The sequence below is a fragment of the Variovorax sp. 20P10.2.4 genome, assembly GCF_058244205.1.
The window spans coordinates 1-25,682 of sequence record NZ_JBZAYE010000035.1; the positions used below are offsets into that span (position 1 = coordinate 1).

Consider the following 25,682-nt stretch of genomic DNA (forward strand, 5'->3'; position numbering starts at 1 on the left):
CAGCACCGAGGTCTCGGCGGTCAGCACGTTGAGGTAGTTGCCGAGGCCCGCGCGGTAGCGCTGCACGGCGATGTCGTAGGCGCCCTCGGCGGCCGTCTGCGCGGCGCGCTGTTCGGCCTGCTGGCGCGCGATCGACTGGATGCTGGTGACCTGGTCGGCCGCGTCGCGCACGGCGTCGATCACGGTGGCGTTGTAGCTCTCGACCGCGGCATCGAGGTCGGCCGACTTGCCGCGCAGGTTGGCGCGCAGCTGGCCGCCCTCGAAGATCGGCAGGTGGATCGCCGGGCCCACGCCCCATTGCTCGCTGCCCGACTTCAGCAGCTTGCCGAAGCCCAGGCTCTGGAAGCCGACGAAGGCCGAGAGGTTGACGTTGGGATAGAACAGGGTCTTGGCATTGGCCACGTCGCTGGTGGCCGCCTCGACGCGCCAGCGCGCGGCCGCGATGTCGGCACGGCGGCCCAGCAGGTCGGCCGGAATGGAGGCTTGCAGGCCGATCGGCTTGACGCCGTCGATCAGCGGCGGCTTGAGCGCGTCGCTCGCGCCGGGCTGGCCCACGAGCGCGTCGAGCGCATGCTTGGCGATCGCGACCTGCTCGTTGAGCGCCTCGATCTGCTGGCGCGCCTCGGGCAGGCCGCCTTCGCTCTGGCGCAGTTCGAGCCGGGTGTCGAGGCCGGCCGAGACGCGGTCGCGCACCAGCTTCAGGGTTTCGTCGCGCTGCGCCAGGGTGCGCTGCGCCACCGCGAGCTGGTCGTTGAGGCGCGCCCACTGGAAGTAGCTGCGCGCCACGTTGCTCGCGAGCAGCACGCGGGCCGCGTCGGCATCGGCCGCGGCCGCATTGGCGGCGCCGATCGCGGCGTCGAGCGCGGTGCGGTTCTTGCCGAAGAAGTCGAGCTCCCAGCTCGCGCCGAGCTGCAGCAGGCCGACGTTCTGGATCGAGCCGCCCAGCGGCTCCGGGTAGATGTAGTTGGTGTTGAACTTCTGGCGCGTGGCGTCGAAGTCGAGCCCGACCTGGGGCTTGAGTGCCGCGCCCGCAACGCCGGCATTGGCCTGCGCGCGCGCGAGGCGGGCCTGCGCGACCTGCAGGTTGGGGTTGCCGGCCACGGCCCGGTCGACCAGGCCGTTGAGCTGCGCGTCGCCGAAGGCCAGCCACCATTGGCTGTCGAGGGCGGGAGCGGCGGCCCTGTCGGCCGAGGCGATGCCCAGCGAGCCGGCATCGCGCAGCTTGGCATGGCCGCCGATGCCGGCCATGTCGGCACAGCCGGCCAGCGCGACCACCAGCAGCGCGGCGGCGACGACGGGGGTGCGGCGCAGGGCACGCACGGCGAATGAATCAGTCATTTTTTCCTCCACGGGCCGCGAGGGCCTGTGCGTTGTCGAGGATGCGGCGCAAGTAGGACTTGAGCTGCCCCCATTCATCGGCGGTGAAGTCCGCCAGCAATTCGTTCTGCACGCGGCTCAGGACGTGGGGCACTTCCTTGGCGGCCGCGCGGCCTTCGTCGGTGAGCTCGATGTTGACCACGCGCCGGTCTTCGAGCGAACGCACGCGCCGGCACAGGCCCTTGGCCTCGAGCCGGTCGAGCAGGCGCGTCATGGCGCCGGTGTCGAGCTCGCAGGCGCGCGCCAGTTCGGCCACCGTGGTGGCCGCGCCGATGTGCAGCTTGTAGAGCGGCACCCACTGCGGATAGGTCGGGCTGCCGGGCTCGCACATGCGGGTTTCCACCGACTGCGCCACCGTCGTGACGATCCGGCGCATCAGGTAGCCGATGCTTTCCTCGGTCGAATACGACTCCGCCCGGTAGAAATCGGGCGCACGACGCACCTCGTCCGGTGCAACCGGAGCGTCATCGGGAGCAGTGGCATCGTTCATGGCCCGAATATTAGCTGCCATGGCAATTATTGTCAAGGCGACCTTTGTGAAGGCAAAGGTTCTCTCGCTAGAATCGCGGCCCATGGCATCCTCCCCCTCGCCGGCCTCCACGGCCAAGGGCTCGCCCCGATCGCTGTCGGGACTGGGCCCTTTTCTTCGTCCCTACCGTGTGCAGATCACGCTGGCCGCCGTCTTCCTGGTCATGGCGGCGGTCACGACGCTGGTGTTCCCCCTGGCCCTGCGCAGCCTGATCGACGGCGGCCTGGTCAACCCCGACAAGGGCGCCCAGACGATGGCGCTGCGCGAGCATTTCGGCGCCCTGTTCGCGGTGGCGGTCGCGCTCGGGCTGTTCTCGGCGGCGCGCTTCTACACGGTGAGCTGGCTCGGCGAGCGCGTCACGGCCGACCTGCGCAACGCGGTCTACAGCCGGGTGCTGCGCCAGAGCCCGGTGTTCTTCGAGACCACCCAGACCGGCGAGGTGCTGTCGCGCCTGACGGCCGACACGACGCTGGTGCAGACGGTGGTCGGCTCCTCGCTGAGCATGGGCCTGCGCAACGCGGTGATGGGCGTGGGCGCGCTCGCGATGCTGATCTGGACCAATCCCTACGTGATGGTGCAGGTGCTTGGCCTGCTGGTGGTGGTGGTGCTGCCGAGCATGTGGTTCGGCCGCCGCGTGCGCCGGCTGTCGCGCGCCAGCCAGGACCGGGTGGCCGACTCGAGCGCGATCGCGGCCGAGGTGCTGAACGCGATCCCCGTGGTGCAGAGCTACACGGCCGAGGACCGCGAGGCCGGCCGCTTCGAGGGCTCGACCGAGAGCGCGTTCCGCACCGCCGTGCGCCGCACCAAGGCGCGCTCGGTGCTGGTCGCCTTCATCATCATCGCGACCTCGGCGGCGCTGCTGTGGGGCCTGTACCAGGGCACGCAGGCGGTGCTGCGCGGCGACATCACGGCCGGCCACCTGGGCCAGACCGTGGTCTACGTGGCGATCCTCGCGAGCGCCACCGCGGTGCTCGGCGAGGTCTACGGCGACCTGCTGCGCGCCGCCGGCGCCACCGAGCGCCTGATGGAACTGCTGCATGCGCCCGCGGCCATCGTCTCGCCCGCCGCGCCGGTGCGCTCGCCCGTGCCCGCCGCGGGCAGCGCGATCGTGTTCGACAGGATCACCTTCCACTACCCCTCGCGGCCCGGCACGCCGGCGCTGCGCGACTTCTCGCTGGCCGTGACACCGGGCGAGACGGTGGCGCTGGTCGGCTCGAGCGGCGCCGGCAAGAGCACCGTGTTCCAGCTGCTGCTGCGCTACTACGACCCGCAGTCGGGCCAGCTGTTGCTCGACGACGCGCCGCTGGCCTCGCTGGCGCTGCACGACCTGCGCACGCGCATCGGCCTGGTGCCGCAGGACGCGGTGATCTTCTCGGCCAGCGCGCTCGAGAACATCCGGTACGGTCGGCCAGAGGCCAGCGTCGAGGAGGTGCATGCCGCCGCCCGCGCCGCCTTCGCGCACGACTTCCTGCAGGCGCTGCCGCAGGGCTACGACACCTTCCTCGGCGAACGCGGCGTACGCCTGTCGGGCGGCCAGCGCCAGCGCATCGCGATCGCGCGCGCGATGCTCAAGAACCCGCCGCTGCTGCTGCTCGACGAGGCCACGAGCGCGCTCGACGCGGAGAGCGAACGCATGGTGCAGGCCGCGCTCGAATCGGCGATGGAAGGCCGCACGACGGTGGTGATCGCGCACCGGCTGGCCACCGTGCAGAAGGCCGACCGCATCGTGGTGCTCGACCATGGCGGCATTGTCGAGCAGGGCACGCATGCGGCGCTGGTGGCGCAGGGCGGCGTCTATGCGCGGCTGGCGGCGCTGCAGTTCACGAGTTGATAGCGACCCGGATCCCGGAAAGCAAAAAGGAGAGCAGAGGCTCTCCTTTTTTATTGCAGGGTTTCCTTGAGCCCCGCCGGGATCGGCAGCGGCATCACCGCGATCCCCTCGTCGAGCAGCGCCTCGGTCTGCTCGGGCGTGGCCTGGCCGCGGATGCCGCGCTCCTTGGTCTCGCCATAGTGCATGCGGCGGGCCTCGTCGGCGAAGCGGTCGCCGACGTCCTCGGTCTTGGCCAGCACCTCGCGCACGGCACGCATCCAGCGCGCCTCGGGCGACATCTCGGCCGGCAGGTGGGCGGGCGCCGATGCGGCCGCCGGGTTCGAGCGCTCGGCCTCGGGCGCCTTCGCGTTGCCGAGGTTCAGGCGCGGCGCGCTCAGCAGCTTGACGATCGCGGTGTCGGCGCAGACCGGGCACTCGACCAGTCCGCGCGCGAGCTGGCTCTCGAAGTCCTCATTGGACCCGAACCAGCCTTCGAAGCCGTGGCCGTGCGCGCATTGGAGATCGAGGACCTTCATGCGCGCGATTATCCCCGGGCCGAGTCGCCCTGCCAGTCGAGGGCCCATGCGCCCGAGCCCGTGTTCTGCAGCCACAGCGCGCAGGCCAGGGTCTTGGCGTCGGTGACCGAGCCGTCGCGGCACCAGCCCAGCAGTTCGTCGGGCGTGGCGGTGAACACGTCGAGGAACTCGCCGTGGTCGAGCTGGCGCTCGCCGAGCGAGAGGCCGCGCGCGAAGTAGATGTGGATGATCTCGGTCGAATAGCCCACCGCCAGGTGCATCGCGCCAGCACGCGCCCATTCGCGCGCGCGGTAGCCGGTTTCCTCGAGCAGCTCGCGCTGGCCGCAGACCAGCGGATCCTCGCCCGCGTCGAGCTTGCCCGCGGGAAACTCGATCATCACCTGGCCCACCGGGTAGCGGAACTGGCGCTCGAGCACCACGCGGCCGTCGTCGAGCAGCGGGATCACCACCACCGCGCCCGGATGCACGACGTACTCGCGCGTGGCGCTGTGGCCATCGGGCAGCTTCACGGTGTCGCGGCGGACTTCGAGGAAGTTGCCCTTGGCGAGCGATTCGCGCGAGGTGAGCTCTTCGCGCAGGTGCGCGTCTGCGGGGATGCTGGATGTCATGGTCCGCTCCATGGTCGGGTGGGTGGCGCGCTCAGTGCCGGTGCTTCATCAGGTAGCGCCAGGTGAAGCCCGGGAAGGCCAGCACGATGAACAGCGCGCCGGTCACCGCATAGAACTCCCAGCCCTGCGTGGCGATCTGCCCTGCCCTGCGTTCGAACAGCAGGCCGATGCCGCCGGCCAGGAAGTACAGCACCACCAGCTCGCCGAAGCGCATGGCCAGCGTCTTGCGCACGCCGATCGCCACGGCGCCGAACAGCCGGTCGTTGAGGAACGGCAGGTTGGCCGCCAGCAGGGCCAGCAGCAACACCACCCAGACCGAAGCCGTCTGCGACACCTTGTGCGGGCCCTGGCGCGCGGCGCGTCAGTTCGCCAGCGTGGCGACGATGGCCTTGGCGCACAGCGTCATCAGGCCGCCCGGCACGATGCCGAGGATCAGGATCAGCGCGCCGTTGATCGTCAGCACGGTGCGCACGTCGCGCGGGGCCGACACGGTGCTGGCCGTGACCGGTGCGTCGAAGTACATGACCTTGACCACGCGCAGGTAGTAGAAGGCGCCCACCAGCGACATCAGCACCGCGAACACGGCCAGACCGATGTAGAGGGCCTGGCCCGATGCGATCAGCGCCTGCAGCACCGCCAGCTTGGCGTAGAAGCCGACCAGCGGCGGAATGCCCGCGAGCGAGAACATGGTGATCGCCATCACGCCGGCATACAGCGGGCTGCGCTGGTTGAGGCCGGCCAGGTCGGTGATCTCCTCGCTCTCGAAGCCTTCGCGCGCCAAGAGCAGGATGGTGCCGAAGCTCGCCAGCGTCGTGAGCACGTAGGTCACGATGTAGAACATCGAGGCGCTGTAGGCGAACTGGGCGTTGTAGGTGTTGCCGTTGACCACGCCGGCCACCAGGCCGAGCAGCACGAAGCCCATCTGCGAGATGGTCGAGTAGGCCAGCATGCGCTTGAGATTGGTCTGCGCGATGGCGGCCAGGTTGCCGACCAGCAGCGAGGCGATGGCCAGCAGCGCGAGCATCTGCTGCCAGTCGATCGCCAGCGGCAGCAGGCCTTCGACCAGCAGGCGGATGATGATCGCGAAGGCCGCGAGCTCGGGCGCGGCGCCGATCATCAGCGTGATCGCCGTGGGCGCGCCCTGGTAGACGTCGGGCACCCACATGTGGAACGGGGCGGCACCGACCTTGAACGCCAGACCGGCCACGATGAACACCAGGCCGAACACCAGCACCTGGTGGTTGACCTTGCCGCTCGCGATGGCCTTGAACACCTCGTTCACGTCGAGCGAACCGGTGGCGCCGTACATCATCGACAGGCCGTAGAGCAGGAAGCCGCTGGCCATGGCGCCGAGCACGAAGTACTTCATGGCGGCTTCACTGGCGACCGCGTTGTCGCGGCGCAGCGCCACCAGCGCGTAGCTCGAGAGCGTCAGCAGTTCGAGGCCCAGGTAGATCAGCAGGAAGTTGCTGCCCGACATCATCACGAACATGCCCAGCAGCGCGAACATGCCCAGCGTGAACATCTCGCCGCCGCGCAGCATGTCGCGGTCGGCCGCGTAGGGACGGCCATAGACCAGCGTGACCATCAGCGCCAGCGAGGCGAAGCACTTGAGCCAGTTGCCCATCGGGTCGCTCACGACCATGTTGCCGAAGCCGTAGATGGTCTTGCCACCGCTCGCGGCCATGCCCGTCATCGCGGCCACCACGGCCAGCGTGATCAGGGTCAGGACGTAGGTGCGGGTGCGGCGCGCGCTGGTGTCCGACAGGTCGACCAGCGCGATGATGCAGGCCATGACCAGCAACACGATTTCAGGGTAGATCGTGACCCAGCTGAGTTTGTCAATCATCTCGTTCTCTTCTTCAGCCAGCCATCAGGAGGGGATCTTCGACACCGCGACATGACGCAGCAGCTGGGTCACGGAGGCGTCCATCACGTCGGTGAAGGGCTTGGGGAACAGGCCCATCCACAGCACCGCGATCGCCAGCAGCGCCAGCATCACGAACTCGCGCGCATTGATGTCGCTGAGTTCCTTCACGTGGTCGTTGCCGACCGGGCCGAGGTAGACGCGCTTGTACATCCACAGCGTGTAGGCGGCGCCGAAGATCAGCGCGGTGGCCGAGGCCAGGCCGATCCAGAAGTTGGCCTTGACCGCGCCCAGGATCACCATCCACTCGCCGACGAAACCGGCGGTGCCCGGCAGGCCGCAGTTGGCCATCGCGAACAGCAGCATGAAGGCGGCGAACTTGGGCATGGTGTTGACCACGCCGCCGTAGTCGGCGATCTGGCGCGAATGCACGCGGTCGTAGAGCACGCCGATGCCGAGGAACATAGCGCCCGACACGAAGCCGTGGGCGATCATCTGCACGATGCCGCCGGACACGCCGAGCTCGTTGAAGATGAAGAAGCCGAGCGTCACGAAGCCCATGTGGGCGACCGACGAATAGGCCACGAGCTTCTTCATGTCCTGCTGCACCATCGCGACCAGGCCGACGTAGATCACGGCGATCAGCGACAGCGCGATCATGAGCCAGGCCCATTCGTGCGCGGCATCGGGCGCGATCGGCATCGAGAAGCGCAGGAAGCCGTAGGCGCCGAGCTTCAGCATGATCGCGGCCAGCACGGCGGAACCGCCGGTCGGTGCCTCGACGTGCACGTCGGGCAGCCAGGTGTGGACCGGCCACATCGGCACCTTGACCGCGAAGGCCGCGAAGAAGGCGAAGAACAGCAGCGTCTGGGCGTGGCCGCTCAGCGGCAGCTTGTGCCAGGTCAGGATGTCGAAGCTGCCGCCCGAGGTGTTGTACAGGTAGATCAGCGCCACCAGCATCAACAGCGAGCCGAGCAGCGTGTAGAGGAAGAACTTGAAGGCCGCGTAGATCTTGTTCGGGCCGCCCCAGATGCCGATGATCAGGTACATCGGGATCAGCGTGGCTTCGAAGAAGACGTAGAACAGCAGGCCGTCGATGGCCGAGAACACGCCGATCATCAGGCCGGACAGGATCAGGAACGCGCCCATGTACTGGTTGACGCGCTCGGTGATCACTTCCCAGGCCGAGATCACCACGATGATGGTGATGAAGGCGGTCAGCAGCACGAACCACACCGACAGGCCGTCGACGCCCAGGTTGTAGTTGATGTTGAAGCGCTCGATCCAGGGCGCCTTCTCCACGAACTGCATCGCGGCGCTGCCGTTCTGGAACCGCGAGATCAGCGGCAGCGTGACCAGGAAGCTCACGATCGACCCGACGAGCGCCACCCAGCGCACGCCCTTGGCGTGCTCGTCGCGACCGAACGCCAGCAGCACGGCACCGAATGCGATCGGCACCCAGATGGCAAGGCTCAACAAACCCATTTTTCTTTTACTCCAGCGCTTTGCGGCTTAGCGTTTGAACCAGACGAAGTACGTCATCAGGACGAAGATCCCGAGCAGCATCGCGAAGGCGTAGTGGTAGATGTAGCCCGACTGCAGCCAGCGGACCACGCCAGAGATGCGGCCCACCAGCTTCCACGAGCCATTGACGACCGCGCCGTCGATCAGTGCCTGATCGCCGCCCTTCCACAGGCCCATGCCCAGGGCGCGGGCACCGCGCGCGATGATGTTCTCGTTGATCCAGTCGAGGTAGTACTTGTTCTCGAGCAGGCGGTACACGGGGCCGAAGGCGCGCTTGATCGCGGCCGGCAGCGCCGGATTGACCATGTACATGTAGTAGGACAGTGCCACGCCCGCGAGCGCGAGCCAGAACGGCATGGTCTGCAGGCCGTGGATGGCCATCGCGCCGGCACCGTGGAAGGCCTCTTCGAGCTCCTTCATGGCGTGGTGCTTCGTGGCGTCGACGAAGATCGCGTCCTTGAAGAATTCGCCGTAGAGCATCGGGTGGATCGTCAGGTAGCCGATGACCACCGAGGGGATCGCGAGCAGCACCAGCGGCAGCCACACCACCCAGGGCGATTCGTGCGGCTTGTGGTCGTCGTGACCGTGGCCATGGCCGTGGTCGTCGTGCGCGTGATGGTCGTCGTGGTGCGCATCGGGGTTCTGGTCGTAGCGTTCCTTGCCGTGGAAGACCAGGAAGTACATGCGGAACGAATAGAAGGCCGTGACGAACACGCCGATCAGCACCGCGTAGTAGGCGAAGTTCGCGCCCCACAGGTGGCTTTCCTTCACCGCCTCGATGATGCTGTCCTTCGAGTAGAAGCCCGAGAACAGCGGCGTGCCGATCAGTGCCAGCGAACCCAGCAGCGAGGTGATCCAGGTGATCGGCATGTACTTGCGCACGCCGCCCATCCAGCGGATGTCCTGGTTGTGGTGCATGCCGATGATCACCGAGCCGGCACCGAGGAACAGCAGCGCCTTGAAGAAAGCGTGGGTCATCAGGTGGAACACCGCGACCGAGTAGGCCGAGGCACCGAGCGCCACGGTCATGTAGCCCAGCTGCGACAGCGTGGAGTACGCCACCACGCGCTTGATGTCGTTCTGGATGATGCCGAGGAAGCCCATGAACAGCGCGGTGATGGCGCCGATCACTAGGATGAAGCTCAGGGCCGTGTCGCTCAGTTCGAACAGCGGCGACATGCGCGCCACCATGAAGATGCCGGCCGTCACCATGGTCGCCGCGTGGATCAGCGCCGAGATCGGGGTCGGGCCTTCCATCGAGTCGGGCAGCCACACGTGCAGCGGGAACTGCGCGCTCTTGCCCATCGCGCCGATGAACAGGCAGATGCAGATCACGGTGATCAGCATCCAGTCGGTGCCCGGGAAGGTGATGCCGCCGAGCGTGCCGGCCTTGGCGAAAGCTTCGGTGTAGTTGAGCGTGCCGGCGTAGGCCGCGATCAGGCCGATGCCGAGGATGAAGCCGAAGTCGCCCACGCGGTTGACCAGGAAGGCCTTCATGTTGGCGAAGATCGCGGTCGGCTTGTTGAACCAGAAGCCGATCAGCAGGTACGACACCAGGCCCACCGCTTCCCAGCCGAAGAACAGCTGCAGCATGTTGTTGCTCATGACGAGCATCAGCATGGAGAAGGTGAACAGCGAGATGTACGAGAAGAAGCGGTTGTAGCCCTCGTCCTCTTCCATGTAGCCGATGGTGTAGATGTGGACCATCAGCGACACGAAGGTCACGACGCACATCATCATCGCGGTGAGGCCGTCGACCATGAAGCCGACTTCCATCTTCAGGCCGCCGACGACCATCCATTCGTAGAGGGTCTGGTTGAAGCGGGCGCCGTCGACGATGACCGACTTGAGCGTCAGCGCCGAGATGACGAAGGCCACGAACACGCCGAGGATGGTCAGCGAATGCGTGATCTTGCGGCCGATGTGGTTGCCGCCGAACTTGGTGCCGAAGATGCCGGCCAGGACCGCCCCGACCAGGGGGGCCATCGGAACGGCCAGCAGCGTGGATGCAGAAAGGGTTGCGCTCATTCTGGTGTCAGCCTTGGATCAGCCCTTGAGCGAGTTGAGTTCGTCGACGTTGATGCTCGACTTGTTGCGGAACAGCAGCACCAGCAGCGCGAGGCCGATGGCCGACTCGGCCGCGGCCACCGTCAGGATGAAGAACACGAAGATCTGTCCGTGCATGTCGCCCAGGAAGTGCGAGAAGGCGACGAAGTTCATGTTGACCGCGAGCAGCATCAGCTCGATGGCCATCAGCAGCACGATCAGGTTCTTGCGGTTCAGGAAGATGCCGATCACCGACAGCGCGAACAGCATCGCGCCCAGCGAGAGGAAGTGTCCGAGGGTGAGCGTCATGCCTTGTTCTCCTTTGCTGCCGTCGCGGCCGCTTCGGCCGGGGCTTCCACCACGGGCTCCGCCGCGCGGGTGACCGGCATCTGCACCACGCGCACGCGGTCGCGCGCCTTCACGCGCACCTGGTCGGCCGGGTCGACGTACTTGCTGTCCTTGCGGGTGCGCAGGGTCAGCGCGATGGCGGCGATGATGGCCACCAGCAGGATGACGGCCGCGATTTCCAGCGGATAGAGGTATTCGGAATACAGCAGCTTGCCCAGCTCGAGCGTGTTGGAGCTGTTGGCCGCCGCCACCGCGCGCGGTGCCTCGCCGAGGCGGAAGCCGCCCATCAGCACGGCCGCCATCTCGAGCGCGATGAGCGCGCCGACGGCCGCGGCCAGCGGGAAGTGCTTCCAGAAGCCCTGCCGCAGGCTGTCGACGTTGATGTCGAGCATCATCACGACGAACAGGAACAGCACCATCACCGCGCCCACGTAGACCAGCACGAGCGAGATCGCGAGGAATTCGGCGCGCAGCAGCAGCCAGATGGCCGAAGCCTGGAAGAAGGCCAGCACGAGGTACAGCGCCGCGTACACGGGGTTGCGGGCGGTGATGACGCGGAACGATGCGAACAGCAGCACCGCGGCAAACAGATAGAACAGACCGGTCTTGACGTCCATGAGTTCGAATTCGTAGGGTTCAGGCCAGGCCGGGTCAGCGGTACTTGGCGTCAGCCGCCTTGTTCGCCGCGATTTCTTTTTCGTAACGGTCGCCCACGGCCAGCAGCATGTCCTTGGTGAAGTACAGGTCGCCGCGCTTTTCGCCGTGGTATTCGAAGATGTGGGTTTCCACGATCGAGTCGACCGGGCAGCTCTCTTCGCAGAAGCCGCAGAAGATGCACTTGGTCAGGTCGATGTCGTAGCGCGTGGTGCGGCGCGAGCCGTCGTCGCGCACATCGGATTCGATGGTGATCGCGAGCGCCGGGCACACGGCCTCGCAGAGCTTGCAGGCGATGCAGCGTTCCTCGCCGTTCTCGTAGCGGCGCAGCGCATGCAGGCCGCGGAAGCGCGGCGACAGCGGCGTCTTCTCTTCGGGGAACTGCACCGTGATCTTGCGGCTGAAGGCGTACTTGCCCGTGATGGCCAGGCCCTTGAACAGCTCGAACAGCATGAAGCTGCCGAGGAAGTCCTTGAGCGAGAACGGCGCGGACGGGGTTGCGGTGTGCGCAGACATGGTGTTGGCGCTTCCAGTTATTTCCAGATGTTGAACGGCGTCTGCATCCAGCCACCGACCACGACCAGCCACACGAGGGTGACGGGAATGAAGATCTTCCAGCCCAGACGCATGATCTGGTCATAGCGGAAGCGCGGGAACGTCGAACGCACCCACAGGAACATGGTGACCACGCAGAAGGTCTTCGCGCCGAGCCAGATCCAGCCCGGGATGAAGCTCAGGAACTCGAACGGGGGCAGCCAGCCGCCGAGGAACAGCACGACGGTCAGGATCGAGACCAGCCACATGTTCGCGTACTCGGCCAGGAAGAACATCGCGAAGCTCATGCCCGAGTACTCGATCATGTGGCCCGCGACGATTTCCGATTCGCCTTCCACCACGTCGAAGGGGTGGCGATTGGTCTCGGCCAGGCCCGAGATGAAGTAGACGACGAAGATCGGCAGCAGCGGCAGCCAGTTCCACGACAGGAAGCCGACGCCGAGGTTGGCGAACATGCCCTTGCCCTGCACGTTCACGATCTCGCTCATGTTCAGGCTGCCGGTGACCATCAGCACCACGACGAAGCAGAAGCCCATCGCGATTTCGTAGCTCACCATCTGGGCCGAGGCGCGCAGCGCGCCCAGGAAGGCGTACTTCGAGTTCGAGGCCCAGCCCGCGATGATCACGCCATAGACCTCGAGCGAGGTGATGGCCATCACGAACAGCAGGCCGGCGTTGATGTTGGCGAGCGCGACGTCGGGACCGAAGGGAATCACGGCCCAGGCCGCGAGCGCCGGCATGATGGTCATGATCGGGCCGAGCAGGAACAAGCCCTTGTTGGCGACCGTCGGAACGATGATTTCCTTGGTCATCAGCTTGAGCGCGTCGGCGATCGGCTGCAGCAGGCCCAGCGGCCCGATGCGGTTCGGGCCCACGCGGATCTGCGTGAAGCCGATGGCCTTGCGTTCCCACAGCGTGAGGTAGGCCACCGCCAGCATCAGCGGGATGACCACGACGATGATCTTGATCAGCGTCCAGATGACGGGCCAGACCACGCCGGTCCACCAGCCGGCGGCGACGAGACCCTGGCCGAAGCCGTGAATGGCGTCGATCATGCCGACACCTCCTCGGCCTGCACGCTGGCGGGCGCGGCACCGATGCCGTGGCCCGCGTTGCGTGCGTCGGCGGTCAGTTGCAGCGACGGCGCGCGGCGCACGATCGAATCGAGCTGGTAGATGCTCGCGACCACGGGCGCGGGCGCACGGTTGGCGGCCACGGCGGCAGCGCTCGTGGCGTTGCGCAGCGCATCGGCCGGCAGCGCGCCGCTGTCGCCCACCGTGCGCAGCACGTCGGCGGTGGACTCGAACGAGAAGCCTTGCAGGCCCAGCAGGTTGGCGAGCACGCGCAGCACCTTCCAGGCCGGACGGGCTTCGCCCTGCGGCTTCACCACGGCGTGGAAGCTCTGCAGGCGGCCTTCGGCATTGACGAAGCTGCCGGGCGTTTCGGTGAACGGTGCGATCGGCAGCAGCACGTCGCTGAATTCGAGGTTGGCCTTGAACGGGCTCAGCGTGACCACCATCTGCGCATTGCCGATGGTGTCGGCCGCGGCGGCACCGGCGGCCGAGTCGAACACCGGCTCGGTGTTCAGCAGCAGCACGGCCTTGAGGCCGGAGCCGGCGGCGAGCATCTGGCCGGCGTGGAGGCCGCCGCTCTTCGGGAACGCGCCCACGAGTTGCGCGCCCACGGTGTTGGCGGCTTCGGTCAGGTAGCCGACGCTGGCGCCGGTCTGCGCGCCGATCCAGTTGGCCAGCGCGAGCAGGCTGCCGGCCTGCGCATGGTGCGCGGCGGCGTTGCCCAGCAGGATGGCCTTGCGCTCGCCGCTCAGCAGCGACGCGGCGATGGCCTGCGCGGTGGCGTCGGGCTCGTTGGCGGGTGCCAGCGGCGCGGCGGCGCCGGTGGACTGGCCCACCACGGTCGCGATGGCGGCCAGCACTTCGATCCATTGGCCGGCATCGACGATGGCGGCCTGCGCGGGCTGGATGGCCCAGGCTTCGGCGTCGGCCATCAGTTTCTTCGAGGTCAGCACGCTGAGCGCGGCGCCCTTACGCACGGCCTGGCGGATGCGCTGCGCGAACAGCGGGTGGTCCTTGCGCAGGTTCGAGCCGACGACGAAGGCGCGTTGCAGTTGCGTCAGCGAGGCGATCGAGGTGCCGAGCCAGCGGATGCCTTCGAAGGCCGTGAATTCGGCGTTGCGCAGGCGGTAGTCGATGTTGTCGCTGCCGAGCTCACGCGTGAGCAGTGCGGCGAGCTGCAGCTCCTCGAGCGTGCTGTGCGGGCTGACCAGCGTGCCGATGCTCTGCGCGCCATGGTCGGCCTTGATCTGCTTGAGGCCGTTGGCCACGTACTCGAGCGCGGTCTGCCAGTCGACCTGCTGCCATTGGCCGCCCTGCTTGAGCATGGGCTGCGTCAAGCGCTCGGTCCCGTTGAGCGCTTCGTACGAGAAGCGGTCGCGGTCGGCGATCCAGCATTCGTTGACGTCTTCGTTCTCGAGCGGCACCACGCGCATCACGCGGTTGTTCTTGACCTGGACGATCAGGTTGGCGCCGGTGGAGTCGTGCGGGCTCACCGACTTGCGGCGCGACAGTTCCCAGGTGCGGGCGCTGTAGCGGAACGGCTTGCTCGTGAGCGCGCCGACCGGGCAGATGTCGATCATGTTGCCCGAGAGTTCGGAGTCGACCGAGTCGCCGAGGAAGGTCTCGATCTCGGAGTGCTCGCCGCGGTGCGACATGCCGAGCTCCATCACGCCGGCCACTTCCTGGCCGAAGCGGACGCAGCGCGTGCAGTGGATGCAGCGGCTCATCTCTTCCATGCTGATCAGCGGGCCCACGTCCTTGTGGAACACGACGCGCTTTTCTTCCTCGTAGCGCGAGGAGGAACCGCCGTAGCCCACGGCCAGGTCCTGCAGCTGGCACTCGCCGCCCTGGTCGCAGATCGGGCAGTCCAGCGGGTGGTTGATCAGCAGGAACTCCATGACCGACTGCTGGGCCTTGATCGCCTTCTCGCTCTTGGTGCGGACGATCATTCCCTGCGTGACGGGCGTGGCGCAAGCCGGCATCGGCTTGGGCGCCTTTTCGACGTCGACCAGGCACATGCGGCAGTTGGCAGCGATGCTGAGCTTCTTGTGATAGCAGAAGTGCGGAATGTAGGTGCCGGCCTTGTCGGCAGCATGCATGACCATGCTGCCTTCGGCCACTTCGACCTTCTTGCCGTCGAGTTCGATTTCAACCATATGTCTTTCTCGCGCTCAGGCCTGGACCGTTGCCTTCGGGACGTAGCCCGGGATCAAGGCTTCGAACTCGTGGCGGAAGTGCTTGATCATGGCGCGCACCGGCATGGCCGCCGCGTCGCCGAGGGCGCAGATGGTGCGGCCCATGATGTCGCCGGCGACGGAGTCCAGCAACTGCAGGTCGCTGGGCTTGCCCTGGCCGTTGTGGATGCGGTCGACCACGCGGTAGAGCCAGCCCGTGCCTTCGCGGCACGGCGTGCACTGGCCGCAGGATTCGTGCATGTAGAAGTACGAGAGGCGCTTGAGCGACTCGACCATCGAGCGGCTGTCGTCCATCACGATCACCGCGCCCGAACCCAGCATGGAGCCGGCCTTCGAGATGGAGTCGTAGTCCATCGTGCACTGCATCATGATGTCGGCCGGCAGCACCGGTGCCGACGAGCCGCCGGGGATCACGGCCTTGAGCGTGCGGCCCTTGCGCACGCCGCCGGCCAGTTCGAGCAGCTTGGAGAACGGCGTGCCCATCGGCACTTCGTAGTTGCCCGGCAGTTCGACGTCGCCGCTGACCGAGTAGATCTTGGTGCCGCCGTTGTTCGGCTTGCCGCACTCGAGGTAGGCCGGGCCGCCGTTGCGGATGATCCAGGGCACCGCCGCGAAGGTCTCGGTGTTGTTGATGGTGGTCGGCTTGCCGTACAGGCCGAAGCTGGCCGGGAACGGCGGCTTGAAGCGCGGCTGGCCCTTCTTGCCTTCGAGCGATTCGAGCAGCGCGGTTTCCTCGCCGCAGATGTAGGCGCCGAAGCCGTGGGCGGCGTGCAACTGGAAGTTGTACGTGCTGCCCATGATCTTGTCGCCGAGATAACCGGCGGCGCGTGCCTCCTCGAGGGCTTCCTCGAAGCGGTCGTAGCTCTGGAAGATCTCGCCGTGGATGTAGTTGTAGCCCACGCTGATGCCCATCGCGTAAGCGGCGATGGCCATGCCTTCGATCACGATGTGCGGGTTGAACTGCAGGATGTCGCGGTCCTTGCAGGTGCCCGGCTCGCCTTCGTCCGAGTTGCAGACCAGGTACTTCTGGCCCGGGAACTGGCGCGGCATGAAGCTCCACTTCAGGCCGGTCGGGAAACCCGCGCCGCCGCGGCCGCGCAGGCCCGAGGCCTTGACCTCGGCGATCACCTGGTCGGGCGTCAGGCCCTCGGTGAGGATCTTGCGCAGCGCCTGGTAGCCGCCGCGCGCCTCGTAGTCGGCGAGGTGCCAGTTGGTGCCGTCGAGGCCGGCATAGATCTGCGCGCCGATGTGGCGGTCATGGAAGCAGGTCTGCACGCCGGTGGCGCGGAACTGCGAAAGAACCTGATCGGGCGTCATCACGAAGCCTCCCCGGGGGTTGCACTGCGCAGGCCATCGACGAGCTGATCGAGCTTGTCGTTGCTCATGAAGCTGCACATCGTGCGGTCGTTGACCAGCATCACCGGCGAATCGGCGCAGGCGCCCAGGCATTCGCTCTGCTGCAGCGTGAACAGGCCATCGGCCGTGGTCTCGCCCATCTTGATGCCGAGCTTCTTCTCGAGATGCACGAGGGCCGTGACGCCATCGCGCAGCTGGCACGGCAGGTTGGTGCAGACGTTGAGCTTGTACTTGCCCACCGGATGCTGGTTGTACATGTTGTAGAAGGTCGTGACCTCGTGCACCGCGATCGGCGCCATGCCGAGGTACTCGGCAATCTCGCGCTCGCGCTGGGTGCTCACGAAGCCCTCGTCCTGCTGCACGATCGCCAGGCAGGCCATCACGGCCGACTGCTTGCCGGCCTCGGGGTACTTGGCCACCTCGCGCGCGAAGCGTTCGAGGGTCGCAGGCTTCAGCGGCGCCGAAGGCGCCGCGTGAGTGTCATGGGTAGAGGAAGTCATTCGCTCTTTCTCACCTGTCGATTTCGCCGAACACGATGTCCATCGTGCCGATCACCGCGACAGCGTCGGCGATCATGTGACCGCGCGACATTTCGTCGAGGGCAGCGAGGTGCGGGAAGCCAGGGGCGCGGATCTTCAGGCGGTACGGCTTGTTGGCGCCGTCGCTCACGAGATAGATGCCGAACTCGCCCTTCGGATGCTCGACGGCGGCATAGGCCTCGCCTTCGGGCACGTGGAAGCCTTCGGTGAAGAGCTTGAAATGGTGGATCAGCTCCTCCATGTTCGCCTTCATCGATTCGCGCGCGGGCGCGGCGACCTTGTGGTTGTCGGTGATCACCGGGCCGGGGTTGGCGCGCAGCCAGGCCGAGCACTGCTGGATGATCTTGTTGGCCTGGCGCATCTCCTCGACGCGCACCAGGTAGCGGTCGTAGCAGTCGCCCGTCTTGCCGAGCGGAATGTCGAACTGCATCCGGTCGTAGACGTCGTAGGGCTGCTTCTTGCGCAGATCCCATTCGACGCCCGAGCCACGCAGCATCGGGCCGGTGAAGCCGAGGTTCAGCGCGCGCTCCGGCGTGACCACGCCGATGCCCACGGTGCGCTGCTTCCAGATGCGGTTGTCGGTGAGCAGCGTCTCGTACTCGTCGACCATCTTCGGGAAGCGCTTGCAGAAATCGTCGACGAAGTCGAGCAGCGAGCCCTGGCGGTTCTCGTTGAGCTTCTCGATCGCCTTCGCATTCTTGATCTTGCTGACCTTGTACTGCGGCATCACGTCCGGCAGGTCGCGGTACACGCCACCCGGACGGAAGTAGGCCGCGTGCATGCGCGCGCCCGACACCGCTTCGTACATGTCGAACAGGTCTTCGCGTTCGCGGAAGCAGTAGATGAGCATGTTCATCGCACCGCAATCGAGGCCGTGCGCGCCGAGCCACAGCAGGTGGTTCAGCAGCCGGGTGATCTCGGCGAACATGACGCGGATGTACTGCGCGCGGATCGGCACCTCGAGGCCCATCATCTTCTCGATGGCGAGGCAGTAGGCATGCTCGTTAGACATCATCGACACGTAGTCGAGGCGGTCCATGTAGGGCAGCGACTGGATGAAGGTGCGCGATTCGGCAAGCTTCTCGGTCGCGCGGTGCAGCAGGCCGATGTGCGGATCGGCGCGCTGGATCACTTCGCCGTCGAGCTCGAGCACCAGGCGCAGCACGCCGTGCGCGGCCGGATGCTGGGGACCGAAGTTGAGGGTGTAGTTCTTGATTTCGGCCATGTCAGTGGAGTCCGCCGCCGTAGTTGTCTTCGCGGATCACGCGCGGCGTGATCTCGCGCGGCTCGATCGATACCGGCTGGTAGACCACGCGCTTCTGTTCTTCGTCGTAGCGCATCTCGACGTGACCCGACACCGGGAAGTCCTTGCGGAACGGATGGCCGATGAAGCCGTAGTCGGTCAGGATGCGGCGCAGGTCGTCGTGACCCTCGAACACGATGCCGTAGAGGTCGAAGGCTTCGCGCTCGAACCAGGTCGCCGCGTTCCACACGGGCTGCAGCGAATCGACCACCGGCAGGTCCTCGCTGGGCGCGAACACCCGCAGGCGCACGCGCTGGTTGAGGCTCACCGACAGCAGGTGAGACACGACGCCGTAGCGCTCGCCTTCCCACTCGCCTTCGCGGTAGTCGGAATAGTCCATGCCGCAGAGGTCGATCAGCTGCTCGAAGCGGCAACCCGGCGCATCGCGCAGCAGCAGCGCCGCATCGATGTAGTTCGCGGCACTCACCACCACGGTCACTTCGCCGAGCGCGACGGTCACGCTCCTGGCCTTGTCGCCCAGGGTCTGCACCAGAGTCGCCTGCAGCGCCTCCGGAGAAATTGCAAAGTCGGTCATCTCGGCAATTCCTCAGGCACGCGCGATGGTGTTGGTGCGGCGGATCTTCTGCTGCAGCTGGATGATCCCGTAGAGCAGCGCTTCGGCGGTGGGCGGGCAGCCGGGCACGTAGACGTCGACCGGAACGATCCGGTCGCAACCACGCACCACCGAGTAGCTGTAGTGGTAGTAGCCCCCGCCGTTGGCGCACGAGCCCATCGAGAGCACCCAGCGCGGCTCGGGCATCTGATCGTAGACCTTGCGCAGCGCCGGTGCCATCTTGTTGCACAGCGTGCCGGCCACGATCATCAGATCGGACTGACGCGGGCTCGGGCGGAACAGCATGCCGAAACGGTCGATGTCGTAGCGGGCTGCGCCGGCGTGCATCATTTCGACCGCACAGCAGGCCAGACCGAACGTCATCGGCCACAGAGATCCGGTCTTCGCCCAGTTCACCACCGAGTCGTAGGTGGTCGTGACGAAGCCTTCCTTGAGAACACCTTCAATGGCCATCGTGTAGCTTCCTTATTCCCAGTCGAGCGCGCCTTTTTTCCACTCGTAGGCGAAGCCCACGACGAGGATGGCGAGAAAGATCATCATGGCCCAGAAGCCGACAGCACCGATCTCCTTGAGCGCAATGGCCCATGGGAAGAGAAAGGCAATCTCCAGATCGAACAGGATGAAGAGAATGGCAACCAGGTAATAGCGCACGTCGAACTTCATGCGCGCATCCTCGAAGGCCTCGAAGCCGCACTCGTAAGGTGCGTTCTTGGCTGCGTCAGGCCGATTGGGGCCGAGGATGTATCCGATGACCTGTGGAGCGACGCCTACGCCGACCCCGACCAGAATGAACAAAAGGACGGGAAGGTAGGAATCGAGGTTCATCGGGAGCTTTCACCGCTTGCCACCGACAGAAGCACCTTCATGAGGCGTCCTGTCGGTGAGATTTGGTGCGGTCGGCGAGACTCGAACTCGCACAGCTTTCGCCACTACCCCCTCAAGATAGCGTGTCTACCAATTTCACCACGACCGCGGTTTTTCTGTTCGGATGGCATGAGGTTCCTACGAAGAGGTTTGGCTTTCCGAACAGCTTTAGAGTTTACCCTGAAATGAAGCCATTTCTTACGGGTCACTCTGAAAACATCAGAGTTACTTGCTGGGAATCTGTCCCGCGCCAGCCGCAGGCGCGCTCGCGGGTGCCGCAGCAGGTGCCGCGCCCGACTGGCCCGAGGGAATCTGGCCTGCCGCGCCCGAAGCCGGCGTGGCCGGCACGCCGATGGCAGCGCGCTCCAGCAGGCTGCCGCCGCCCGTGGGACGTGCATGGCTGAAGTAGGCCAGCAGCAGCGTGCAGGCGAAGAACACCGCGGCCAGCACGGCCGTGGTGCGCGAGAGGAAGTTCGCGCTGCCGCTGGCGCCGAACAGGCTGCCGGCGCTGCCGCTGCCGAAGGCCGCGCCCATGTCGGCGCCCTTGCCGTGCTGGATCAGGATCAGCCCGATCATCACCAGCGCCGACAGCATCTGCACGCCGACCAGAAGGTTGAGGACCACGTTCATTCGTTCTTACTCCTAATTGATGCCTGCCCTGCCCGCTTCAGCGGGCGGCGGCGGAAATGATCTGCAAAAAGTCGGGGGCCTTCAGGGAAGCGCCGCCGATCAGGCCGCCGTCGATGTCGGCTTGCGCCAACAGTTCGGCCGCGTTGGCGGCATTCATGCTGCCGCCGTAGAGGATCTTGATGCCGGCCGCGTGCTCGCTCGCGGCATGGTGCAGTTGCGCACGCAGCACGGCGTGCACCGCCTGCGCCTGCTCGGGCGTGGCCGTCTTGCCGGTGCCGATGGCCCACACGGGCTCGTAGGCGACCACGATCTCGCTGATGCAGTGGCCGTTCACGTGGATGACCGCCGCCAGCTGGCGCTTCACCACTTCCTCGGTCTGGCCCGCTTCGCGTTGCGCCAGCGTCTCGCCGACGCAGACGATCGGCGTGATGCCGTTGGCCAGCGCGGCCGCGGTCTTCGCGGCCACGGCGTCGTCGGTCTCGCCGTGGTACTGGCGGCGCTCCGAATGGCCGACGATGGCATAGCGCACACCGAAGTCCTTCAGCATCGCCGCCGACTGCTCGCCCGTGAAGGCGCCCTGCGCCTGCGCGGAAATGTCCTGCGCGCCCAGCGCCATCGGCGAACCCGCCAGCAGCGACTGCAGTTGCGCGAAATACGGCGCGGGGACGCACAGCGCGATGTCGCACGCGGGCGCATTCGCCGCGAGCCCCTGCCGCAGCGCCGTCACCAGCGCCTCGTTGGCAGCCAGGCTGCCATTCATCTTCCAGTTCCCTGCGATCAGTTTCTTGTGGGTCGCCATCGTGCTCGTCTCGTCACCAGGTCAGCACGATCTTGCCGATGTGCTGGTTCGATTCCATCAACGCGTGCGCCTGCGCCGCGCCGCTGGGCTCGCCGGTCGCCGCGAAGGTGCTGTGGATCACCGGCTTGACCGCGCCGCTCTCGAGCAGCGGCCACACCTTCTCGCGCAGTGCCTTGGCGATCGCGCCCTTGAATGCCACCGGCCGCGGACGCAGCGTCGACCCCGTGATCGTGAGCCGCTTGCGCAGCACCAGACCCGCGTTGATCTGGCTCTTGACGCCACCCTGCACCGCGATGATCACCAGCCGGCCGTCCTCGGCCAGGCACTCGACCTCGCGCGCCACGTAGTCGCCCGCGACCATGTCGAGGATGACGTCCACGCCCTTGCCGCCGGTCAGCGACTTCGCCACTTCGACGAAATCGGCCGTGCGGTAGTTGATCGCGTGATCGGCGCCGAGTTTCAGGCAGGCCTCGCACTTGTCGTCGCTGCCGGCCGTGACGATCACGGTCGCGCCCAGCGCCTTGGCGATCTGGATCGCCGTGACGCCGATGCCGCTCGAGCCGCCCTGGATCAGCAGGGTTTCGCCCTGCTGCAGACGGCCGCGCTCGAACACGTTGCTCCAGACGGTGAAGAAGGTCTCGGGCAGCGAAGCCGCCTCGACGTCGCTCCAGCCCTTGGGCACCGGCAGGCACTGCGCCACGGGCGCCACGCACAGCTGCGCGTAGCCACCGCCGGCGATCAACGCGCAGACGCGGTCGCCGATCGCGAAGCCCGCCTCGGCCAATGCCGCGGCATCGCCCGACACGATCTCGCCGGCCACTTCAAGGCCCGGCAGGTCGGAAGCGCCGGGCGGCACCGGATAGTGGCCCATGCGCTGCAGCACGTCGGGGCGGTTGACACCGCTGGCCGACACGCGGATCAGCAGCTCGCCCGCGCCGGCGACCGGATCGGGACGATCCGTGACGCGCAGCACCTCGGGGGCGCCGTACGAAGCGATTTCAATGGCTTTCATGGTCTCCTGGCCTCCAGCCGCCCGTGCGACGGGCGCATTCAGCAATCGGAAAGGCAAAGGCGGCGCGCGGCGCATGCCGCGGCCGCCATGGCCTTCTTACTCCTGCGACTCGCGCGGAGCCTGCGGCTGCTGCGACTCGCCGGCCGGAGCCTGCTCGTTGCGCGGCTGCTGCTGGTCGTTGTTGAAGCGCGGAGCGCGTTCACCACGGTCGCCGCCGCGGTCACCGCGATCGCCGCGATCACCACCACGGTCGCCGCGGTCGCCACGGTCACGGCGCTCGCCGCCACGGTCACCACGGTCTTCGCGCGGCGGGCGCTCGCTGTATTCCATGCCGGCCGGACGCTCGGTCAGTGCCTTCATCGACAGCTTGACGCGACCCTTGTCGTCGGTCTCGAGGACCTTGACCTTCACGATCTGGCCTTCGCTCAGGTAGTCGGTCACCTTCTCGACGCGTTCGTGCGCGATCTGGCTGATGTGCAGCAGGCCGTCCTTGCCGGGCAGCAGGTTGATCAGCGCGCCGAAGTCCAGGATCTTGGTGACCGGGCCTTCGTAGATCTTGCCGATCTCGACCTCGGCCGTGATCTGCTCGATGCGCTTCTTGGCCTCTTCGGCCTTGGCCGGATCGGTCGACGCGATGGTGATGGTGCCGTCTTCGTCGATGTTGATCTGCGTGCCGGTTTCTTCCTGCAGGCCGCGGATGACCGCGCCGCCCTTGCCGATCACGTCGCGGATCTTCTCGGGGTTGATCTTCAGCGTGGTCAGGCGCGGTGCGAACTGCGACACGTCGGCCTTGGCCTCGCCCATCGCTTCCTGCATCTTGCCCAGGATGTGCATGCGCGCTTCCTTGGCCTGCGCCAGCGCGACCTGCATGATTTCCTTGGTGATGCCCTGGATCTTGATGTCCATCTGCAGGGCGGTGATGCCGTTGGTCGTGCCGGCCACCTTGAAGTCCATGTCGCCGAGGTGGTCCTCGTCGCCCAGGATGTCGGTCAGCACCGCGAAGCGGTTGTCTTCCTTGATCAGGCCCATGGCGATGCCGGCCACGTGGGCCTTCATCGGCACGCCGGCGTCCATCATCGAGAGGCAGCCGCCGCAGACCGAAGCCATCGACGAGGAGCCGTTCGACTCGGTGATCTCCGACACCACACGCACGGTGTAGGGGAACTCTTCCTTGTTCGGCAGCACGGCGACGAGCGCGCGCTTGGCGAGGCGGCCGTGGCCGACTTCGCGACGCTTGGTCGAGCCCATGCGGCCCACTTCACCGGTGGCGAAGGGAGGCATGTTGTAGTGGAACAGGAAGCGGTCCTCGAACTCGCCGGCCAGCGCGTCGATGCGCTGCGCGTCGCGTTCGGTGCCCAGCGTGGTCACGACCAGCGCCTGGGTCTCGCCGCGTGTGAACAGCGCCGAGCCGTGGGTGCGCGGCAGCACCGAGTTGCGGATCTCGATCGGGCGCACGGTGCGCGTGTCGCGGCCGTCGATGCGCGGCTCGCCTTGCAGGATCTGGCTGCGCACGATGCGCGCTTCGATCGCGAACAGCAGGTCGCTGACCTTGCCCGCGTCGAAGGCGGCGCCTTCGGCCTTCAGGGCCTCGAAGACGCTGGCATTGGCTTCGCGCAGGGCCTGGGTGCGGGCCTGCTTGCTGCGGATCTGGTAGACGGCGCGCAGCTTCTCTTCGGCCAGGCCGTTGACCTTGGCGATGAAGTCCTCGTCCTTGGCTTCGGGCACCCAGGTGCCTTCCTTGAGCCACAACGGCTTGCCGGCTTCGCGCACCAGTTCGTGGATGGCGTTGATCGCCAGCTTGCCCTGCTCGTGGCCGAAGACCACGGCGCCGAGCATGATGTCCTCGGCCAGCTGCTGGGCTTCGGACTCGACCATCAGCACGGCGGCTTCGGTGCCGGCCACGACGAGGTCCATCTGCGAATCCTTGCGCGCGGTCTGGCCCGGGTTCAGCACGTACTGGCCATTGATGTAGCCCACGCGCGCGGCGCCGATCGGGCCGTCGAACGGAATGCCCGAGACCGACAGGGCGGCGCTCACGGCGATCATCGCGGCGATGTCGGCGTCGACTTCGGGGTTCAGCGACACGGTGTGGATCACCACGTGCACTTCGTTGAGGAAGCCCTCGGGGAACAGCGGGCGGATCGGGCGGTCGATCAGGCGGCTGGTCAGGGTTTCGTGTTCGCTGGGCTTGGCTTCGCGCTTGAAGAAGCTGCCGGGGATCTTGCCGGCGGCATAGGTCTTCTCGATGTAGTCGACGGTCAGCGGGAAGAAGTCCTGGCCCGGCTTGGCGGTCTTCGAAGCGACCACGGTGGCCAGCACGACGGTGCCGTCGATATCGACCAGCACGGCGCCCGTGGCCTGGCGGGCGATTTCGCCCGTTTCCATGACGACGGTCTTGTCGCCCCATTGGAAGGACTTGGTGACTTTGTTGAAGAGGCTCATGTTTGCTCCTGTTTTAGTAGCAGATCATCGAAGATCCGCACGGCTCGGAGGGCTTTTTCAGAACACGATGCCATTCCAGCGAAGCTCGATTCGAACTTCCCTGGAATGACACAGCTTCGCTCTGTAGGGCACCCCGAAAGTGGTTCGCGAAGTAAAAAACGCCTGAGCTAGCGGACTAACCCAGGCGTTTTTTCATGCGATTCGGCTTACTTGCGCAGGCCCAGCTTGGCGATCAGCGCGGTGTAACGGTCGGCGTCCTTGGACTTCAGGTAGTCGAGCAGCTTGCGACGGCGGCTCACCATGCGCAGCAGGCCGCGACGGCCGTGGTGGTCCTTGGCGTGCGTCTTGAAGTGGGGGGTGAGCTCGTTGATGCGGGCGGTCAGCAGTGCGACTTGCACTTCGGGGCTGCCGGTGTCGTTGGCGGCGCGGGCGTTGTCCTTGACGACTTCGGCCTTGATGGAGGCTGCGATCATTGGTTTTTCCTTTGTTCCGGTGGTGTTTGACTTGCGGTGGGTGCTGGAACTGCGCTCACCGTGCGCCTTGCGGCATGCAAAGCCTTGGGATTATACATCGGCCGTCCTGGACGCCCCTTCCCGGTGCCGCCCGTCGAGCGAGACCAGCGCCACCGCCCCCAGCACGCAGGCCGCGCCGGCGATCTGGGGCCAGCCCACCGGTTCGCCGAGCCACCAGGCCGCGAGGGCCAGCGCCGACACCGGCATCAGCGCCGTGAACAGCGCCGCCTCGGCGCCACTGAGCCGGGCCGCGCCCGCGTACCAGAGCAGGAAGCCCGCCACCGTCGGCACCAGCGCGTAGTAGGCCACACCGGCCAGCGCCTCGGCCGGCACGGGCTGCAGCCAGGCACGCTCCAGCAGCGCGGGCAACAGCGACAGCAGCAGCCCCAGCGCGGTCATCGCGCTCGACTGCGCGAGTGGCGGCAGCGGCACGCGCAGCCGCTTGTTGAGCAGGATGAACAGCGATTCGAAGGCCACCGCGCCCAGCACCAGCAGGTTGCCGAGCAGCGCGGCCGGCGTGCGCGCGCCG

The 25,682-nt window shown here is 66.6% G+C and carries 26 protein-coding genes and 1 tRNA gene; 1 reads left to right on the plus strand and 26 read right to left on the minus strand.

The window, feature by feature from the left end; all coding sequences use genetic code 11:
- A partial coding sequence (locus AC27VN_RS05735; RefSeq protein WP_490875951.1) for an efflux transporter outer membrane subunit occupies positions 1-1,338 on the minus strand: 1,338 nt, incomplete at its 3' end.
- Positions 1,331-1,867, minus strand: coding sequence for a MarR family winged helix-turn-helix transcriptional regulator (locus AC27VN_RS05740; RefSeq protein WP_093339337.1), 537 nt, complete (start codon positions 1,865-1,867; stop codon positions 1,331-1,333). The genes AC27VN_RS05735 and AC27VN_RS05740, both read right to left, overlap by 8 nt.
- Positions 1,868-1,949: 82 nt before the next feature.
- Between AC27VN_RS05740 and AC27VN_RS05745 the strand changes: the two genes are divergently transcribed.
- Positions 1,950-3,737, plus strand: coding sequence for an ABC transporter transmembrane domain-containing protein (locus AC27VN_RS05745; protein ID WP_093339340.1), 1,788 nt, complete (start codon positions 1,950-1,952; stop codon positions 3,735-3,737).
- 50 nt (positions 3,738-3,787) lie between these two features.
- Here the strand turns inward: AC27VN_RS05745 and AC27VN_RS05750 are convergent, their stop codons facing one another.
- From AC27VN_RS05750 to AC27VN_RS05865, 24 genes are all read right to left on the minus strand, one after another.
- Complete coding sequence (locus tag AC27VN_RS05750; RefSeq protein ID WP_093339342.1) at positions 3,788-4,252, minus strand: DUF1178 family protein; 465 nt, start codon at positions 4,250-4,252, stop codon at positions 3,788-3,790.
- 8 nt (positions 4,253-4,260) lie between these two features.
- The gene (locus tag AC27VN_RS05755; protein WP_490875952.1) at positions 4,261-4,860 is read right to left on the minus strand and encodes an NUDIX domain-containing protein; all 600 of its coding nucleotides are present in this window, start codon (positions 4,858-4,860) and stop codon (positions 4,261-4,263) included.
- Between the two features lie 31 nt (positions 4,861-4,891).
- The gene (locus AC27VN_RS05760; RefSeq protein WP_093339347.1) at positions 4,892-5,194 is read right to left on the minus strand and encodes a DUF2818 family protein; all 303 of its coding nucleotides are present in this window, start codon (positions 5,192-5,194) and stop codon (positions 4,892-4,894) included.
- Between the two features lie 27 nt (positions 5,195-5,221).
- Positions 5,222-6,709, minus strand: coding sequence for an NADH-quinone oxidoreductase subunit NuoN (gene nuoN, locus AC27VN_RS05765; protein WP_093339349.1), 1,488 nt, complete (start codon positions 6,707-6,709; stop codon positions 5,222-5,224).
- Between the two features lie 24 nt (positions 6,710-6,733).
- Positions 6,734-8,212, minus strand: a complete 1,479-nt coding sequence (locus tag AC27VN_RS05770; protein WP_093339352.1) for an NADH-quinone oxidoreductase subunit M — start codon at positions 8,210-8,212, stop codon at positions 6,734-6,736.
- Between the two features lie 27 nt (positions 8,213-8,239).
- Positions 8,240-10,279 (minus strand): NADH-quinone oxidoreductase subunit L, encoded by a 2,040-nt coding sequence (nuoL, locus tag AC27VN_RS05775; protein ID WP_093339355.1) that lies wholly within the window; start codon positions 10,277-10,279, stop codon positions 8,240-8,242.
- Between the two features lie 18 nt (positions 10,280-10,297).
- A complete protein-coding gene (gene nuoK / locus AC27VN_RS05780; RefSeq protein ID WP_093339357.1) occupies positions 10,298-10,606 on the minus strand; it encodes an NADH-quinone oxidoreductase subunit NuoK in 309 nt (102 codons plus the stop codon).
- A complete protein-coding gene (locus tag AC27VN_RS05785) occupies positions 10,603-11,262 on the minus strand; it encodes an NADH-quinone oxidoreductase subunit J (RefSeq protein ID WP_093339360.1) in 660 nt (219 codons plus the stop codon). The genes nuoK and AC27VN_RS05785 overlap by 4 nt, the downstream gene beginning before the upstream one ends.
- A 34-nt stretch (positions 11,263-11,296) precedes the next feature.
- Positions 11,297-11,815: an NADH-quinone oxidoreductase subunit NuoI gene (gene nuoI, locus AC27VN_RS05790; protein ID WP_208513593.1), complete on the minus strand. Its 519-nt coding sequence runs from the start codon at positions 11,813-11,815 to the stop codon at positions 11,297-11,299.
- Positions 11,816-11,832: 17 nt separating this feature from the next.
- Positions 11,833-12,909: an NADH-quinone oxidoreductase subunit NuoH gene (nuoH, locus tag AC27VN_RS05795; protein ID WP_208513594.1), complete on the minus strand. Its 1,077-nt coding sequence runs from the start codon at positions 12,907-12,909 to the stop codon at positions 11,833-11,835.
- Positions 12,906-15,083, minus strand: a complete 2,178-nt coding sequence (gene nuoG, locus AC27VN_RS05800) for an NADH-quinone oxidoreductase subunit NuoG (protein WP_490875953.1) — start codon at positions 15,081-15,083, stop codon at positions 12,906-12,908. The genes nuoH and nuoG overlap by 4 nt, the downstream gene beginning before the upstream one ends.
- 15 nt (positions 15,084-15,098) lie before the next feature.
- Complete coding sequence (gene nuoF, locus AC27VN_RS05805; protein WP_203201910.1) at positions 15,099-16,439, minus strand: NADH-quinone oxidoreductase subunit NuoF; 1,341 nt, start codon at positions 16,437-16,439, stop codon at positions 15,099-15,101.
- On the minus strand, positions 16,439-16,978 hold the full coding sequence (locus tag AC27VN_RS05810) for an NADH-quinone oxidoreductase subunit NuoE family protein (RefSeq protein WP_398500736.1): 540 nt from the start codon (positions 16,976-16,978) through the stop codon (positions 16,439-16,441). Before AC27VN_RS05810 ends, nuoF begins: the two co-directional genes overlap by 1 nt.
- 10 nt (positions 16,979-16,988) lie before the next feature.
- The gene (locus AC27VN_RS05815) at positions 16,989-18,242 is read right to left on the minus strand and encodes an NADH-quinone oxidoreductase subunit D (RefSeq protein WP_093339373.1); all 1,254 of its coding nucleotides are present in this window, start codon (positions 18,240-18,242) and stop codon (positions 16,989-16,991) included.
- Position 18,243: 1 nt separating this feature from the next.
- Positions 18,244-18,855, minus strand: coding sequence for an NADH-quinone oxidoreductase subunit C (locus tag AC27VN_RS05820; RefSeq protein WP_093339376.1), 612 nt, complete (start codon positions 18,853-18,855; stop codon positions 18,244-18,246).
- Positions 18,856-18,867: 12 nt separating this feature from the next.
- Entirely contained in the window at positions 18,868-19,347 is a 480-nt protein-coding gene (locus tag AC27VN_RS05825; RefSeq protein WP_057592164.1) for a NuoB/complex I 20 kDa subunit family protein, read from the minus strand.
- Between the two features lie 12 nt (positions 19,348-19,359).
- Positions 19,360-19,719, minus strand: a complete 360-nt coding sequence (locus tag AC27VN_RS05830; RefSeq protein ID WP_012748607.1) for an NADH-quinone oxidoreductase subunit A — start codon at positions 19,717-19,719, stop codon at positions 19,360-19,362.
- A gap of 63 nt (positions 19,720-19,782) precedes the next feature.
- Positions 19,783-19,867: transfer RNA gene (locus tag AC27VN_RS05835), tRNA-Leu, on the minus strand.
- A 116-nt stretch (positions 19,868-19,983) separates the two neighbouring features.
- Positions 19,984-20,388, minus strand: coding sequence for a preprotein translocase subunit SecG (gene secG / locus AC27VN_RS05840; protein WP_057592163.1), 405 nt, complete (start codon positions 20,386-20,388; stop codon positions 19,984-19,986).
- Between the two features lie 37 nt (positions 20,389-20,425).
- The gene (gene tpiA, locus AC27VN_RS05845; protein WP_490875954.1) at positions 20,426-21,187 is read right to left on the minus strand and encodes a triose-phosphate isomerase; all 762 of its coding nucleotides are present in this window, start codon (positions 21,185-21,187) and stop codon (positions 20,426-20,428) included.
- Positions 21,188-21,200: 13 nt separating this feature from the next.
- The gene (locus tag AC27VN_RS05850) at positions 21,201-22,199 is read right to left on the minus strand and encodes an NAD(P)H-quinone oxidoreductase (protein ID WP_490875955.1); all 999 of its coding nucleotides are present in this window, start codon (positions 22,197-22,199) and stop codon (positions 21,201-21,203) included.
- A gap of 96 nt (positions 22,200-22,295) precedes the next feature.
- The gene (gene pnp, locus AC27VN_RS05855; RefSeq protein ID WP_490875956.1) at positions 22,296-24,641 is read right to left on the minus strand and encodes a polyribonucleotide nucleotidyltransferase; all 2,346 of its coding nucleotides are present in this window, start codon (positions 24,639-24,641) and stop codon (positions 22,296-22,298) included.
- Positions 24,642-24,847: 206 nt separating this feature from the next.
- Positions 24,848-25,114: a 30S ribosomal protein S15 gene (gene rpsO / locus AC27VN_RS05860; protein ID WP_007837783.1), complete on the minus strand. Its 267-nt coding sequence runs from the start codon at positions 25,112-25,114 to the stop codon at positions 24,848-24,850.
- A gap of 90 nt (positions 25,115-25,204) precedes the next feature.
- Positions 25,205-25,682 (minus strand): DMT family transporter (locus AC27VN_RS05865; RefSeq protein WP_490875957.1); only part of this gene is annotated, 478 nt, incomplete at its 5' end.

What these genes read in the sequence shown, in the direction of transcription:
- AC27VN_RS05740 (WP_093339337.1), bottom strand. Translation starts at nt 1,867, where the DNA reads ATGAACGATGCCACTGCTCCCGATGACGCTCCGGTTGCACCGGACGAG.
- AC27VN_RS05745 (WP_093339340.1), top strand. Translation starts at nt 1,950, where the DNA reads ATGGCATCCTCCCCCTCGCCGGCCTCCACGGCCAAGGGCTCGCCCCGA.
- AC27VN_RS05750 (WP_093339342.1), bottom strand. Translation starts at nt 4,252, where the DNA reads ATGAAGGTCCTCGATCTCCAATGCGCGCACGGCCACGGCTTCGAAGGC.
- AC27VN_RS05755 (WP_490875952.1), bottom strand. Translation starts at nt 4,860, where the DNA reads ATGACATCCAGCATCCCCGCAGACGCGCACCTGCGCGAAGAGCTCACC.
- nuoN (WP_093339349.1), bottom strand. Translation starts at nt 6,709, where the DNA reads ATGATTGACAAACTCAGCTGGGTCACGATCTACCCTGAAATCGTGTTG.
- AC27VN_RS05770 (WP_093339352.1), bottom strand. Translation starts at nt 8,212, where the DNA reads ATGGGTTTGTTGAGCCTTGCCATCTGGGTGCCGATCGCATTCGGTGCC.
- nuoL (WP_093339355.1), bottom strand. Translation starts at nt 10,279, where the DNA reads ATGAGCGCAACCCTTTCTGCATCCACGCTGCTGGCCGTTCCGATGGCC.
- nuoK (WP_093339357.1), bottom strand. Translation starts at nt 10,606, where the DNA reads ATGACGCTCACCCTCGGACACTTCCTCTCGCTGGGCGCGATGCTGTTC.
- AC27VN_RS05785 (WP_093339360.1), bottom strand. Translation starts at nt 11,262, where the DNA reads ATGGACGTCAAGACCGGTCTGTTCTATCTGTTTGCCGCGGTGCTGCTG.
- nuoI (WP_208513593.1), bottom strand. Translation starts at nt 11,815, where the DNA reads ATGTCTGCGCACACCGCAACCCCGTCCGCGCCGTTCTCGCTCAAGGAC.
- nuoH (WP_208513594.1), bottom strand. Translation starts at nt 12,909, where the DNA reads ATGATCGACGCCATTCACGGCTTCGGCCAGGGTCTCGTCGCCGCCGGC.
- nuoG (WP_490875953.1), bottom strand. Translation starts at nt 15,083, where the DNA reads ATGGTTGAAATCGAACTCGACGGCAAGAAGGTCGAAGTGGCCGAAGGC.
- nuoF (WP_203201910.1), bottom strand. Translation starts at nt 16,439, where the DNA reads ATGACGCCCGATCAGGTTCTTTCGCAGTTCCGCGCCACCGGCGTGCAG.
- AC27VN_RS05810 (WP_398500736.1), bottom strand. Translation starts at nt 16,978, where the DNA reads ATGACTTCCTCTACCCATGACACTCACGCGGCGCCTTCGGCGCCGCTG.
- AC27VN_RS05815 (WP_093339373.1), bottom strand. Translation starts at nt 18,242, where the DNA reads ATGGCCGAAATCAAGAACTACACCCTCAACTTCGGTCCCCAGCATCCG.
- AC27VN_RS05820 (WP_093339376.1), bottom strand. Translation starts at nt 18,855, where the DNA reads ATGACCGACTTTGCAATTTCTCCGGAGGCGCTGCAGGCGACTCTGGTG.
- AC27VN_RS05825 (WP_057592164.1), bottom strand. Translation starts at nt 19,347, where the DNA reads ATGGCCATTGAAGGTGTTCTCAAGGAAGGCTTCGTCACGACCACCTAC.
- AC27VN_RS05830 (WP_012748607.1), bottom strand. Translation starts at nt 19,719, where the DNA reads ATGAACCTCGATTCCTACCTTCCCGTCCTTTTGTTCATTCTGGTCGGG.
- secG (WP_057592163.1), bottom strand. Translation starts at nt 20,388, where the DNA reads ATGAACGTGGTCCTCAACCTTCTGGTCGGCGTGCAGATGCTGTCGGCG.
- tpiA (WP_490875954.1), bottom strand. Translation starts at nt 21,187, where the DNA reads ATGGCGACCCACAAGAAACTGATCGCAGGGAACTGGAAGATGAATGGC.
- AC27VN_RS05850 (WP_490875955.1), bottom strand. Translation starts at nt 22,199, where the DNA reads ATGAAAGCCATTGAAATCGCTTCGTACGGCGCCCCCGAGGTGCTGCGC.
- pnp (WP_490875956.1), bottom strand. Translation starts at nt 24,641, where the DNA reads ATGAGCCTCTTCAACAAAGTCACCAAGTCCTTCCAATGGGGCGACAAG.
- rpsO (WP_007837783.1), bottom strand. Translation starts at nt 25,114, where the DNA reads ATGATCGCAGCCTCCATCAAGGCCGAAGTCGTCAAGGACAACGCCCGC.